Source organism: Nonomuraea glycinis, from assembly GCF_035920485.1.
Taxonomy (GTDB): Bacteria; Actinomycetota; Actinomycetes; order Streptosporangiales; family Streptosporangiaceae; genus Nonomuraea; species Nonomuraea glycinis.
Map to the genome: position 1 here is coordinate 8272743 of NZ_CP109166.1, position 13024 is coordinate 8285766.

The 13024-nt window shown below is 70.4% G+C and carries 14 protein-coding genes; 2 read left to right on the forward strand and 12 right to left on the reverse strand.

Going from position 1 to position 13024, the window contains the following annotated elements; translation table 11 throughout:
* Positions 1-37: 37 nt before the first annotated feature.
* Positions 38-1645 carry an amidohydrolase gene (locus OHA68_RS38900; RefSeq protein WP_327104706.1) on the forward strand — a complete coding sequence of 536 codons (1608 nt, stop codon included), beginning with the start codon at positions 38-40 and terminating at the stop codon, positions 1643-1645.
* A gap of 85 nt (positions 1646-1730) precedes the next feature.
* On the opposite strand, the gene OHA68_RS38905 is transcribed toward OHA68_RS38900, so the two are convergent.
* The 5 genes from OHA68_RS38905 to gap all read right to left on the reverse strand — a co-directional run bounded on the left by OHA68_RS38905 (position 1731) and on the right by gap (position 5494).
* Positions 1731-2075 (reverse strand): RNA polymerase-binding protein RbpA, encoded by a 345-nt coding sequence (locus OHA68_RS38905; RefSeq protein ID WP_189140373.1) that lies wholly within the window; start codon positions 2073-2075, stop codon positions 1731-1733.
* Between the two features lie 71 nt (positions 2076-2146).
* A complete protein-coding gene (secG, locus tag OHA68_RS38910; protein WP_189140372.1) occupies positions 2147-2377 on the reverse strand; it encodes a preprotein translocase subunit SecG in 231 nt (76 codons plus the stop codon).
* Between the two features lie 99 nt (positions 2378-2476).
* Positions 2477-3253, reverse strand: a complete 777-nt coding sequence (tpiA, locus tag OHA68_RS38915; RefSeq protein ID WP_225277205.1) for a triose-phosphate isomerase — start codon at positions 3251-3253, stop codon at positions 2477-2479.
* Between the two features lies 1 nt (position 3254).
* Positions 3255-4442, reverse strand: a complete 1188-nt coding sequence (locus OHA68_RS38920; protein WP_327104707.1) for a phosphoglycerate kinase — start codon at positions 4440-4442, stop codon at positions 3255-3257.
* A 47-nt stretch (positions 4443-4489) separates the two neighbouring features.
* Positions 4490-5494, reverse strand: coding sequence for a type I glyceraldehyde-3-phosphate dehydrogenase (gene gap / locus OHA68_RS38925; protein WP_189140370.1), 1005 nt, complete (start codon positions 5492-5494; stop codon positions 4490-4492).
* A 184-nt stretch (positions 5495-5678) separates the two neighbouring features.
* Here gap and OHA68_RS38930 point away from each other — a divergent pair, with 184 nt between their 5' ends.
* The gene (locus OHA68_RS38930; protein WP_327104708.1) at positions 5679-6329 is read left to right on the forward strand and encodes a hypothetical protein; all 651 of its coding nucleotides are present in this window, start codon (positions 5679-5681) and stop codon (positions 6327-6329) included.
* Positions 6330-6399: 70 nt separating this feature from the next.
* On the opposite strand, the gene whiA is transcribed toward OHA68_RS38930, so the two are convergent.
* The 7 genes from whiA to OHA68_RS38965 form a co-directional block, all read right to left on the reverse strand.
* Positions 6400-7380 (reverse strand): DNA-binding protein WhiA, encoded by a 981-nt coding sequence (gene whiA / locus OHA68_RS38935; RefSeq protein ID WP_189140368.1) that lies wholly within the window; start codon positions 7378-7380, stop codon positions 6400-6402.
* A gap of 71 nt (positions 7381-7451) precedes the next feature.
* Entirely contained in the window at positions 7452-8429 is a 978-nt protein-coding gene (locus OHA68_RS38940) for a gluconeogenesis factor YvcK family protein (protein ID WP_189140718.1), read from the reverse strand.
* A 20-nt stretch (positions 8430-8449) separates the two neighbouring features.
* A complete protein-coding gene (gene rapZ, locus OHA68_RS38945) occupies positions 8450-9319 on the reverse strand; it encodes an RNase adapter RapZ (protein ID WP_327104709.1) in 870 nt (289 codons plus the stop codon).
* Positions 9316-11217: an excinuclease ABC subunit UvrC gene (gene uvrC, locus OHA68_RS38950; protein WP_407674528.1), complete on the reverse strand. Its 1902-nt coding sequence runs from the start codon at positions 11215-11217 to the stop codon at positions 9316-9318. The genes rapZ and uvrC overlap by 4 nt, the downstream gene beginning before the upstream one ends.
* A gap of 107 nt (positions 11218-11324) precedes the next feature.
* Positions 11325-11765 carry a Rieske (2Fe-2S) protein gene (locus OHA68_RS38955; protein WP_327104711.1) on the reverse strand — a complete coding sequence of 147 codons (441 nt, stop codon included), beginning with the start codon at positions 11763-11765 and terminating at the stop codon, positions 11325-11327.
* A 46-nt stretch (positions 11766-11811) separates the two neighbouring features.
* On the reverse strand, positions 11812-12273 hold the full coding sequence (locus OHA68_RS38960) for a Rieske (2Fe-2S) protein (RefSeq protein WP_189140365.1): 462 nt from the start codon (positions 12271-12273) through the stop codon (positions 11812-11814).
* Between the two features lie 140 nt (positions 12274-12413).
* Positions 12414-12848: a Rieske (2Fe-2S) protein gene (locus tag OHA68_RS38965; RefSeq protein ID WP_327104712.1), complete on the reverse strand. Its 435-nt coding sequence runs from the start codon at positions 12846-12848 to the stop codon at positions 12414-12416.
* Between the last annotated feature and the right edge of the window lie 176 nt (positions 12849-13024).

Sequence of the window (13024 nt, forward strand, 5' to 3'; positions counted from 1 at the left end):
GGGCATGATGGGCGGCAGCGAGATGGGAGACACCCCTGTGGACATTCTCTTCAGAGGCGGACGCGTGTTCACCGCCCGGGGCGGCTTCGCCGAGGCCGTCCTGGTGCGGGACGGGACGGTCGCCGCCGTGGGCGCCGAGCGGGAGCTCACCCGCCTGGCCGGCCGGCACGACACGGTGGACCTGGACGGCGGGCTGCTCGCGCCGGGGTTCACCGACGCGCACCTGCACCCCGTCCAGGCGGGACTCGAGCACGCCAGATGCGACCTGTCGGAGCTGTACGGCCTCGGCGACTACCTCGACGCCGTGCGCGCGTACGCCGAGGCGAACCCCGGCAAGGAGTGGATCGACGGCGGCGGCTGGGACATGACGGCGTTCCCCGGCGGGCTGCCCCGGCGCGACCAGCTCGACTTCCTGGACCGGCCGGTCTACCTGATCCAGCGCGACCACCACGCCGCCTGGGTCAACAGCAGGGCGCTGGAGCTGGCCGGGATCACCAGGGACACGCCCGACCCGGCCGACGGGCGGATCGAGCGCGACGCCGGCGGCGCCCCCAGCGGCGTCCTGCACGAGGGCGCGATGGACCTGGTCGGCCTGCTCACGCCCCGGCCCACCGCCGAGGACCTCGACACGGCCCTGGCCGGCGCCGAGCGTCACCTGTTCTCGCTGGGCATCACCGGCTGGCAGGACGCGATCGTGGGCTCGTACGCGGGCTCCGACGACCAGCTCCCCACCTACCTGTCGGCGGCGCGCTCAGGGCGGCTGCGGGCCCGCGTGGTGGGCGCGCTGTGGTGGGACAGGACCCGCGGCCTGGAGCAGATCGACTCCCTGGTGGCGCGGCGGGCCGCCGCCGAGGGGCTGGACCGCTTCGCGGCGACCTCGGTGAAGATCATGCAGGACGGCATCACCGAGAACTTCACCGCCGCCACGCTGGAGCCCTACTGCCGCTGCGGTGGCACCGGCCTGTCGTACGTGGACCCGGCCAGGCTCAAGGAGTACGTCGCGGAGCTGGACCGGCTCGGCTTCCAGGTGCACTTCCACGCCATCGGCGAGCGGGCGGTGCGTGAGGCGCTCGACAGCTTCGAAGGCACCGACCCGGCCAACCGGCACCACATCGCGCACCTGCAGATCATCGAGCCGTCGGACGTGCCGCGCTTCGCCGCGCTCGGCGTCACCGCCAACCTGCAGCCGCTGTGGGCCACCCACCACGCCCAGATGGACGAGCTGACGCTGCCGTTCCTGGGCGAGCCCCGCTCGTCGTGGCAATATCCGTTCGCGGACCTGCTGGCGCACGGCACCCGGTTCTGCGCGGGCAGCGACTGGCCGGTGTCGACCGCCGACCCGCTGCAGGCCATGCACGTGGCGGTGAACCGCACCGAGCCGGGCGGCTCGGTGCACGTGGACTACCCGACGGCGCGGACGCCGTTCCTGCCGGAGCAGCGCCTCGACCTGGCGACCGCGATGACCGCCTACACGGCGGGCTCGGCCTGGATCAACCGCTCCCCCGCCGGGATGATCGAGCCGGGCCGCCCGGCGGACCTGGTGGTGCTGGACCGTGACCCGTTCGCGCTGCCCGCCGGGGAGATCTGGACCACCCGGGTCCGCATGACCTTCGTCGACGGCGTCCCCGTCCACGAGGAGCCGTAACAGACGTCCCCGTACACGAGAGTCCGTGACAGAACAGCAGGGCCCCGGCGAGAAGATCGCCGGGGCCCTGCTGACGTTGCCGTCCCTACCAGGGGGACTTGTTGTTACGCAGACGCTCCAGCGCTTCCTCGAGGATCGCCTTGCCGTCCTTGTCGCTCCGGCGCTCCTTCACATACGCCAGGTGCGTCTTGTACGGCTCGTTCCGGGGCGGGGCAGGCGGGGCCGCCTCGTCCTGGCCGGCCGGGAGCCCACAGCGCGGACAGTCCCACAGCTCGGGAACCGCCGCGTCGCTGGCGAAACTGGGGCGCGTCTCATGCATGTTGGCGCACCAGAACGAGACCCGCACTCTCGGAGCTGCCTCGCCGCGCTCGGCCTCCCCCATAGGGCCGGCGCCGACTCGGCTGCCACGGATCGCGTTGCCACTACCCACGGATGAACTCCTCGCTCGATCGCCCCGTGAGACACGGGGGCAGAATCACTGTCACGCGTTTACTTGGCCTCTCAGGGCTTGACGACCAGGCCCAGAGCGATGATGGAGACGAACCAGACGACACCCGTGATGACGGTCAGCCGGTCCAGGTTGCGCTCCACCACCGAGGAACCGCCGAAGTTCGACGAGAAGCCGCCGCCGAACATGTCAGACAGACCGCCGCCCTTCCCCTTGTGCAGCAGGACGAGCAGGATCATGAGAAGGCTCGCCAGGGTGACGGCGATGGAGATTCCGAGTTCCACGGTATGCCTGTTCCTTCAATGCTCTGTTACGCGTGACGATTCAAACTTGCTTCTTGAGGGTACGGCCTGATGTCAAATCGCACCCCCAGAACGACTCAGTTAGCCAGGCATTTCGGAGAAACGGCAGATACGCACGAGCTCCGCGGCATCGATGCTGGCACCGCCCACGAGCGCGCCGTCCACATCCGCTTGCGCCATGATCCCCGCTATGTTTCCTGACTTGACCGAACCTCCGTAAAGGATACGGACCGACGAGGCCACTTCGGCGTCGTAGAGCTCCGCGAGTCGCACCCGCAGAGCGCCGCAGACCTCCTGGGCGTCCTCCGGAGTGGCCACCTCGCCGGTGCCGATCGCCCAGACCGGCTCGTAGGCCACCACGATCGATTTTGCCTGATCGGCGGAGACCTTGCGCAGCGCGCCTTCGAGCTGGCCCAGCGTGTGGGCGATCTGACCGCCCGCCTGCCGCACCTCCAGCCCTTCGCCCACGCAGAGGATGGGGGTGAGCGAGTGCCGCAGGGCCGCCTGCACCTTGGCGTTGACCAGGTCGTCGTCCTCACGGTGGTATTGACGCCGTTCGGAGTGCCCGGCCAGCACGAAGGTGCAGCCCAGCTTGGCCAGCATCGCGCCGGACACCTCACCGGTGTAGGCGCCGGCGTCGTGGGCGGACAGGTCCTGGGCGCCGTAGAGGATGCGCAGCTTGTCGCCGTCGATGAGCGTCTGCACGCTGCGCAGGTCCGTGAACGGCGGCAGGACCGCGACCTCGACCTTGTCGAAATCCTTGTCGTTGAGCGCGAAGGCCATCTTCTGGACCAGCGCGATCGCCTCAAGGTGGTTGAGGTTCATCTTCCAGTTGCCGGCGATGAGCGGCTTTCTCACGTCAGTCCTCCAAGGCGGCGAGTCCGGGCAAGGTCTTGCCCTCGAGGTATTCCAGGCTCGCCCCGCCACCGGTGGAGATGTGGGAGAAGCCGTCTTCCGCCAGGCCGAGCTTGCGCACGGCCGCGGCGGAGTCACCGCCGCCCACCACGGTGAAGGCGTCGGAAGCGATCAGCGCCTCGGCCACCGCCCGGGTGCCGCCGGAGAACGCCTCGAACTCGAACACGCCCATCGGCCCGTTCCAGAAGACGGTCCTGGCGTCGGCCAGCTTGGCCGCGAACAGCTCGCGGGTCTCCGGCCCGATGTCGAGCCCCTCCCGGTCGGCCGGGATCTCGGTGGCGCCCACGACGTCGTACGGCGCGTCCTCGGCGAAGCCGGTGGCGGCCAGCACGTCGACGGGCAGCACCAGGTCGACGCCGCGCTTGGCCGCCTCGTCGAGGAAGCCGCGCACCTGGTCGAGCTGGTCGGCCTGCAGCAGCGAGTTGCCCACCTCGTGACCCTGGGCCGCGAGGAAGGTGTAGGCCATGCCGCCGCCGACGAGCAGCCTGTCGACCTTGGTGAGCAGGTTGGCGATGACGCCGAGCTTGTCGCTGACCTTGGCGCCGCCGAGCACGACCACGTAGGGCCGCTCGGTGTCCTCGGTGAGCTTGCGCAGCACCTCCACCTCGGCCACGACCAGCCCGCCCGCCGCGTGCGGCAGCAGCGCGGGCACGTCGTAGACGCTGGCGTGCTTGCGGTGCACGGCGCCGAAGCCGTCGCTCACGTAGAGCTCGGCCAGGGCCGCCAGCTTCTCGGCGAACGCCCGGCGGGTGGCGTCGTCCTTGGACTCCTCACCCGGCTCGTAGCGCAGGTTCTCCAGCAGGGCGACCTGGCCGTCCTGCAGGCTCGCCACGGTGCTCTGCGCGCTCGGCCCCGCCACGTCGCCGGCGAAGGCCACCTCCTGGCCGAGCAGCTCGCCCAGGCGGCGGGCCACCGGCCGCAGCGAGAACTCGGGCTTCGGCTGCCCCTTGGGCCTGCCGAGGTGGGCGCAGACGATGACCTTCGCCCCGGCCTCGACCAGCGCGGTGATCGTGGGCACGGACGCCCGGATGCGCCCGTCGTCGGTGATCGTCGCGCCGTCGAGCGGCACGTTGAGGTCGGCGCGCACGAGCACGCGCCGGCCCTTCACCTCGAGATCGTCCAGCTTGCGCAACTAAGCTCCTCCCGTCCGCTCGGACGGCGTGGTGCGGCGGACTCCGGTCACAGGTCCTTGCCCACCAGCTCGATGAGGTCGACCAGGCGGTTGGAGTAGCCCCACTCGTTGTCGTACCAGCCGACGACCTTCACCTGGTTGCCGATGGCCTTGGTGAGGCCGGCGTCGAAGATGCAGGAGGCCGGGTCGGTGACGATGTCGGAGGAGACGATCGGGTCCTCGGTGTAGCTGATGATGCCCTTGAGCGGCCCCTCGGCGGCGGCCTTGACCGCGGCGTTGACCTCTTCGGCGGTGACCTCGCGGCCGAGGTCGACGGTGAGGTCGGTGGCCGAGCCGGTGGGGATCGGCACCCGCATCGCGAAGCCGTCGAGCTTGCCCTTGAGCTCGGGCAGGACCAGGCCGATGGCCTTGGCGGCGCCGGTGGAGGTGGGCACCACGTTGAGCGCGGCGGCGCGGGCGCGGCGCAGGTCGGAGTGCGGGCCGTCCTGGAGGTTCTGGTCCTGCGTGTAGGCGTGGATGGTGGTCATCAGACCCTTCTCGATGGTGAAGGTGTCGTGGATCACCTTCGCCATCGGGGCCAGGCAGTTGGTGGTGCAGGAGGCGTTGGAGACGATCGTGTGCCGCGCCGGGTCGTAGGTGTCGTGGTTGACGCCCATCACGACGGTGACGTCCTCGTTCTTCGCCGGGGCGGAGATGATGACCTTCTTGGCGCCGTTGTCGGCGTGCGCCCTGGCCTTGTTGGCGTCAGTGAACAGGCCCGTGGACTCCACGACCACGTCGACCCCGAGGTCGCCCCAGGGCAGCTTGCCCGGGTCGCGCTCCTCGAAGACCTTGATGGCCTTGCCGTCCACGGTGATCTCGTCGCTGGAGGCCTTCACCTCGTACGGCAGGCGGCCCAGGATGCTGTCGTACTTCAGCAGGTGGGCCAGCGTCGCATTGTCGGTCAGGTCGTTGACCGCGACGATCTCGATGTCCTTGCCACTGGCGGCGACCGCGCGCCAGAAGTTGCGACCGATGCGGCCGAAGCCGTTGACGCCTACGCGGATGCTCACGGAACCGATCTCCTCGTACGTGATGACGGAGTCTTACCTCAACCATCGAACCCTATCGGAACCAAATTGGTTTAGACCACTTCAACCCCCGCGTTGTGAATCGCTGTTGAGGAGACACAATTTGCGAGGTTCGAGTAAAGTGCCCGACTCGTCGGAGTAAATTAGGCATTCTCTGGGGGCTGAGATGTCACACAAGCGGTCCGGCCTGCTGCCCGGACTGATCATCGGACTGATCGCCATGCTCCTCGGCATGGCGGGAGTCGGCGCGGGCATCCTCTTCGCGCCGCTGCTGCCGAGCATCGTCTACACCTTCGCGCACGGCATCCCGTACGTCGTGGCTCTGTCGATCGTGGCCGGCCTGCTGGTCGGACGGGCCATGACGCTGGTACGGCCACGCGCGCGCACCCTCATCCCGCTCGCCGCCCTGTACGGCGCCGGGGCGTCCGCGCTCGGCCTGATCGGCGGCTCGGCGGTGCAGGAGGCCAGTCTCCCGGCCGCCGCGTTCCCCGCGGGCGCCCGGGCGGCGTCCTACCCCGGCCTCACCCTCGACACCTTCATGGAGGCCCTCCCCAGGGCGATCGCGATCTTCCGGGCGCCGGTCGAGCTCTCCTGGCCCCTGTGGACGTCCGTCGCCGTGTCGGCCCTGCTGCCCCTGACGCTCGTCGCCCGCCGGGTCCGCCGCCTGCGCCGCGCGGACGCGTCCGTGCCCGCCCGCCCCACGGCGCGCAAGGAGCCGGAGCCCGAGTACCGAGCCCCGTTCGAACCCCTCCAGGCCGCCAAGCCCGCCACCGCCCCACCCAACCTCTTCAGCCCACCCGACCGCGGCGAGGCCTGACCTCCCGATCGCGGCGAGGGCCCGCTTCCTGTCCGCGATCCGTACAGGAAGCGGGCCAAGGGATCAGCGGTCAGGACGACAGCATGTCCACCGTGAGGCCGGCCTCGGTGTTGGGGACGCCTAGGTCGGAGGCGCGCTTGTCGGCCATGGCCAGCAGCCGCCTGATCCGCCCCGCGATGGCGTCCTTGGTCAGCGGCGGGTCGGCGATCTGCCCGAGCTCCTCCAGAGACGCCTGCTTGTGCTCCACCCGCAGCCGCCCGGCCACCACGAGGTGGTCGGGCGCCTCGTCACCGAGGATCTCCAGCGCCCGCTGCACCCGGGCACCGGCTGCGACCGCGGCACGGGCCGAGCGGCGCAGGTTGGCGTCGTCGAAGTTGGCGAGCCGGTTGGCGGTGGCCCTGACCTCGCGGCGCATCCGCCGCTCCTCCCAGGCCAGCACGCTGTCGTGCGCGCCGAGCCGGGTGAGCAGGGCGCTGATGGCGTCGCCGTCACGCACCACGACGCGGTCCACGCCGCGCACCTCACGGGCCTTGGCGTGGATCTTGAGCCGCCGGGCGGAGCCGACCAGGGCCAGCGCGGCCTCCGGGCCGGGACAGGTGACCTCCAGGGACATGGACCGCCCGGGCTCGGTGAGCGAGCCGTGCGCGAGGAAGGCGCCCCGCCAGGCCGCCTCCGCGTCACAGGCCGCGCCCGCCACGACCTGGCGCGGCAGGCCCCGCACCGGCCGCCCGTGGTTGTCGATCAGCCCCGTCTGGCGGGCGAGCGCCTCGCCGTCGCGGTAGACGCGCACCACATAACGTGATCCCTTGCGCAGCCCGGCGGGCGCGAGCAGGAGAACCTCCGCCTTGTGGCCGAACACCTCACCGATGTCCTTGATCAACCGTCGTGCGGTCGCGTTGGTGTCAAGCTCCGCCTCGATCACGATGCGCCCGCCCACGAGATGCAGGCCACTGGCGAATCGCAGCAGCGTGGACACCTCCGCCTTGCGGCAGCAGGGCTTCAGCACCGGCAGGCGGCTCAGCTCGTCCTTCACCACACCCGTCATTGCCATAAGCGTTAGTCCTCCCCCATTCAGACCGGCTCACAGCAGTCTCTCGCACCTTTCCGCCGCGCCGACCAGGATCAACGCTTCTGGAGGAAAATCTCGTCCAGGACGGAGGCAAGACGTCGTGGGTCATGCCGGGGCGAGCCGTCGGTCGCGGCCACGTCGGCCATGACCAGCCGCGCGCCGAACCCGGCAGCGGCCTTGTCAAGGGCGTCGAGGTCGTCGACCACCCCGGCGTCGGCGAGCACGACGTCCAGCGACAGCCCCGGAGCGTGCTGTCTGAGCACCTCCAGGTGCTGCTGCGGGGAGAAGTCGTCGGTCTCGCCCGGCTGCGGGGCGAGGTTGAGCGTGACGAGCCGCTGCGCCCGCGTCCGGTGCAGCGCCCTGGCGAGCTCGGGCACCTTGAGGTGCGGCAGCACGCTGGTGAACCACGAGCCGGGCCCGAACACGACCCAGTCGGCCTCCAGCACCGCCTCGACGGCCTCCGGCCGCGCGGGCGGATCCTCGGGGACCAGGGTGACCGACTGCACCCGGCCGGCGGTCTGCGCGCACGCCACCTGGCCGCGCACCGTGGAGATCACCCCGTCGAGCTCCACCTGAGCGACGATGTCGAGCGGCACCGACGCCATCGGCAGCACCCTGCCGTGCGCCCCGAGCAGCCGCCCCACCCAGTCGAGTCCGGCGACGGGGTCGCCGAGCAGCTCCCACAGCGCCACGATGAGCAGGTTGCCCACCGCGTGCCCGTGCAGGTCGCCCTCGCTGCGGAAGCGGTGCTGGACGACCTCGCTCCAGGTGCTGCCCCACTCGTCGTCCCCGCACAGCGCGGCCAGCGCCATCCGCAGGTCGCCGGGGGGCAGCACGCCGAGCTCACGTCTGAGCCTGCCGCTGGATCCGCCGTCGTCGGCGACGGTCACCACCGCGGTGAGCGCGTCGGTCACCACGCGCAGCGCCGACAGCGAGGCGTACAGGCCATGCCCGCCGCCCAGCGCGACCACCTTCGGGCCGCCGGGCGGCGGCTGCGCCCTGGACGAGGCCCGGCTTAACTCGCTCGCCATCGCGCCGAGGCGTTCATCGGTCACTCCCGCCCCACATCCCGGTGACTCACCTGGACCTCCATGCCGCGGTCCCGCAGACGGGCGGCTATCTGCTCGGACATGGCCACACTGCGGTGCTTGCCGCCGGTGCAGCCGACCGCGAGGGTGGCGTAGCTCTTGCCCTCACGCGCGTAGCCACCGGCGATGACCTTGAGGACCTCCTCGTAGGCGTCGAGGAACTCCTTGGCGCCGGGCTGGCCGAGGACGTAGTCGCGCACGGCCGGGTCCATGCCGTTCATCGGCCGCAGCTCGGGCACCCAGTGCGGGTTGGGCAGGAACCGGCAGTCGACCACGAGGTCGGCGTCGACCGGCAGGCCGTACTTGAACCCGAAGGACAGCACGTTGACCCGCAGGCCGGGCCGGTTGTCGCCGCCGAAGTAGGCGACGATCTTGCCGCGCAGCTCGTGCACGTTGTGCGCGGAGGTGTCGATGACCAGGTCGGCGTTGGCGCGCACCTCGCGCAGGATGCCGCGCTCGCGGGCGATGCCGTCGACCAGCCGGCCCTCGCCCTGCAGCGGGTGGGGGCGGCGCACGTTCTCGAAGCGACGCACCAGCTCCTCGTCGCTGGCCTCCAGGAACACCACGCGCACCTTGACGCCACGGCCCTCCAGCTCCTCGATGGCGGCGTTGAGGTCGGTGGTGAAGGCCAGGCTGCGCACGTCCACGACGGCGGCGACCTTGTCGGCCGCCAGCTTGACCTTGCCGGCCTCCTCCGCCATGGCGAACAGCAGCCCCGGCGGCAGGTTGTCGATGACGAACCAGCCGAGGTCCTCCAGGGCCTTGGCCGCCGTGCTGCGCCCCGCCCCCGACATGCCGGTGACGATGACGAACGCCGGCTCGTTGGTGTTCACTGTCCATCCCCCTTCAGGGTCGACACGATCACGTCGGCGGTGGCCGGGCCGATGCCCGGGACCTCGCAGATTTCTTCCGCGGTGGCCTCGCGCAGTTTCTTCACCGAGCCGAAGTGCTTGAGCAGCGCCTGACGGCGCGCCGGTCCGAGGCCGGGCACGCTGTCGAGCGCACTCTCCTTCACGGACTTGGACCTCTTGGCTCGATGGTAGGTGATGGCGAACCTGTGTGCCTCGTCTCTGACCCGTTGCAGCAGGTAGAGGCCCTCGCTTGAACGGGGCATGATCACCGGTTGGTCGTCGCCCGGCAGCCACACCTCCTCCAGCCGCTTGGCCAGGCCGACCACGGCGACGTCGTCGATGCCGAGCTCGTCCAAAGCCCGCTGCGCGGCGGCGGCCTGCGGTCCGGCGCCGTCGACCACGACCAGGTTGGGCGGGTAGGCGAACTTGCGCGGCCTGCCCGTCTCCGGGTCGATGGGGCCGTGGGCGTCGTCCTCGGCGGCCAGCTCACCGGTGGCGGAGCGCTCCTCCAGATAGCGCCGGAACCGGCGCATGATGACCTCGTGGATGGAGGCGACGTCGCCTTCCTTGGACTTGACGGCGAAGCGGCGATATTCGCCCTTGCGGGCCAGCCCGTCCTCGAAGACCACCATCGACGCCACGACGTTCTCGCCCTGGAGGTGGGAGACGTCGTAGCACTCGATGCGCAGCGGCGCCTGCTCCAGGTCGAGCGCGTCGGCGATCTCCTGCAGCGCCTTGCCGCGCGTGGTCAGGTCGCCGGCCCTGCGGATCTTGTGCTGGGCGAGCGACTCCTTGGCGTTGCGCTCGACGGTCTCCATCAGCGACTTCTTGTCGCCGCGCTGCGGCACGCGCACGTCCACCCTGGCCTTGCGCTGCTCCGACAGCAGCTCGACGACCGCCTCGGCGTCCGGCGGCAGCGTCGGCACCAGGACCTCGCGGGGCATCGACTCGGCGCCGGCCTCGCCGTACATCTGCAGCAGGAACTGCTCGACCAGCTCGCCGGGCGTGACCTCGTCGACCTTGTCGACCACCCAGCCGCGCTGGCCGCGGATGCGGCCCCCGCGCACGTAGAACACCTGGACGGCGGCTTCGAGCGGATCCTCGGCGAGGGCGATCACGTCGGCGTCGGTCGCCTCGCCGAGCACCACCGCCTGCTTCTCCAGCGCCCGCTGCAGCGCCTGGATGTCGTCGCGCAGCCGGGCGGCGCGTTCGTACTCCTGCTCGGAGGCGGCCTCGCGCATGTCCTTCTCAAGGCGCTTGATGAAGCGGGTGGTGTTACCGCCCATGAAGTCGCAGAAGTCCTCGGCCAGGTCGCGGTGCTCCTCCGGGCTGACCCTGCCGACGCACGGCGCCGAGCACTTGTCGATGTAGCCCAGCAGGCACGGCCGGCCGATCTGCCCGGCCCGCTTGAACACCCCCGCGCTGCAGGTGCGCACCGGGAAGACGCGCAGCAGCAGGTCGACGGTCTCGCGGATGGCCCAGGCGTGGGAGTAGGGGCCGAAGTAGCGGGTGCCCTTGCGCTTGGCGCCGCGCAGCACCTGCACGCGCGGGAAGTCCTCGCCCATGGTGACCGCGAGGTAGGGGTAGGACTTGTCGTCGCGGTATTTCACGTTGAAGCGCGGGTCGAACTCCTTGATCCAGGAGTATTCGAGCTGCAGCGCCTCCACCTCGGTGCCGACCACCGTCCAGTCGACGGCCGCGGCGGTGGTCAGCATGGACTGGGTGCGCGGGTGCAGGGCGGAGAAGTCGGCGAAGTAGGAGTTGAGCCGCTGCCGCAGGCTCTTGGCCTTGCCGACGTAGATCACCCGGCTGTGGGCGTCCTTGAACCGGTAGACCCCGGGGGAATCGGGGATGGAGCCTGGACTGGGCCGGAAACTCAAGGGGCTGCCCGCTGATCTCGCCACGATTCCAGCCTAATGGCCCCCACCGACAAGGTGGCCCGCCATACCTTCGGCCAGGTACGGCGGGCGGAGCGGAACCGTCCGGGTCAGGCGAGGGTGATCTGGTCGCCCTCCACCTTGATCTCCTGCGCGGCCAGCGGCTCGGTGGCGGGCCCCTGCGACACCGAACCGTCCTCGATCTTGAACTTGCTGCCGTGGCACGCGCAGTCGATGACGCCGTTCTCGACGGCGGTCACCGCGCAGCCCTTGTGCGTGCAGGTCGCGCTGAAAGCCTTGAAATCACCCTCCGTCGGCTGGGTGACCACGATCTTCTGGTCCGCGAAGATCTTGCCACCGCCGACGGGGATGTCGGCGGTGCTGGCCAGCCCTCCACCCGCCGCGGCCGGCGCGTCGGCCGCCGGCGCACTCTGCGTGGGTGCGGCGGCCGTGGTGTCGCCACCCGCCCCACAGGCGGTCAACGCCAGCGCCAAGCCACCCGCGCCGACGCCTGCGAACACCGTTCTACGACTCTTGAGGTCATCTCCCATGCGTCACAGCAAACCGCACGCACGTGAGAAAATGATGAATATCGGCTTAGGCGAGTCTGATCTTGCCGTCCGCCACGTCGATCTGCTTCTCCTCCAGCGGGTCGCTGGCCGGCCCCTTGGCCACCGAGCCGTCCTCGATCTTGAACTGGCTGCCGTGGCAGGGACAGTTGATCACACCGTTGGAGATGCTGGCCACCGTGCAGCCCGCATGGGTGCAGGTCGCGCTGAAGGCCTTGAACTGGCCTTCCTTCGGCTGGGTGATCACCAGCTTCTGACTCTCGAATATCTTGCCGCCACCGGTGGGGATGTCACTGGTGTCGGCCAGCGCCTTCGGCGCCTTGGCCTTCTTCTTCGGTGCGGCCGACGACTCCTCGTCGCCGACGGGCTCCTCAGCCGGATCCGCCACCACCGTGGTGGGCGATCCATAACTGGCACAAGCTGTCAGAACGGCGGCCAGCCCGGCGCCTCCGGCTCCGAAAACCACCGCGCGGCGCGTCGATTCGGTCATGGTGCGTCCTCCCAGGTAGTGGGTCTCACTTCAGGTACGGCTCCCGCCCTGACCCCGGTTCAGCGTGCCGTGTCTTAATCCCGCGCACTACGTAGATTTACCGAAAGCCCGGCTTCCCGTCGCGGGGAGACGTCCGCCGCTCAGACCACCACGATGCCGTCACCCTCGACCTTGACCTGGTAGGCGATCAGCGCCCTGGTCGCGGGCCCCGTCATCGCCTCGCCGGTGTCGGCGGCGAACTCGCTTCCGTGGCACGGGCACCTCATCACGTTGTCCTTCGGCGCGCCGACCGCGCACCCGCGATGCGGGCAGGCCGAGCTGTACGCCTTGTAGACGCCCTCGGACGGCTGCGTGACCACGATCTTCCACTTGCGCACCACCGTGCCGCCCCCGACGGGCACGTCGGCGGTCTTCGCGATGACCTGCCCCTTGATCCCCTTGACCACGGGCTCGGCCGCGGCGTCCCCGGTGCCGCACCCGGCGAGCGCCAGCCCGCAGGCCGCGATCCCGGCCGCCCCGAGCGCCTCGCGCCGCCCGACCGCGGGCATGGCGAAGCCCCCCTCAGTAACCGTCATCGCCGCTGACCCCTCCGCGTCTCCGCTGACCCCCTGCAGGTCAGGCCGTTACCATCCCTTCACCCTAGAACCGACACCCCTCGCCCCCACCGGCGGGTGCCGGAACCAGGTGCCACACACCTTCAAGCACGTTCCTCCCGGGCGCGCAACGCCACGCCCTTCGCCCATACGCACGG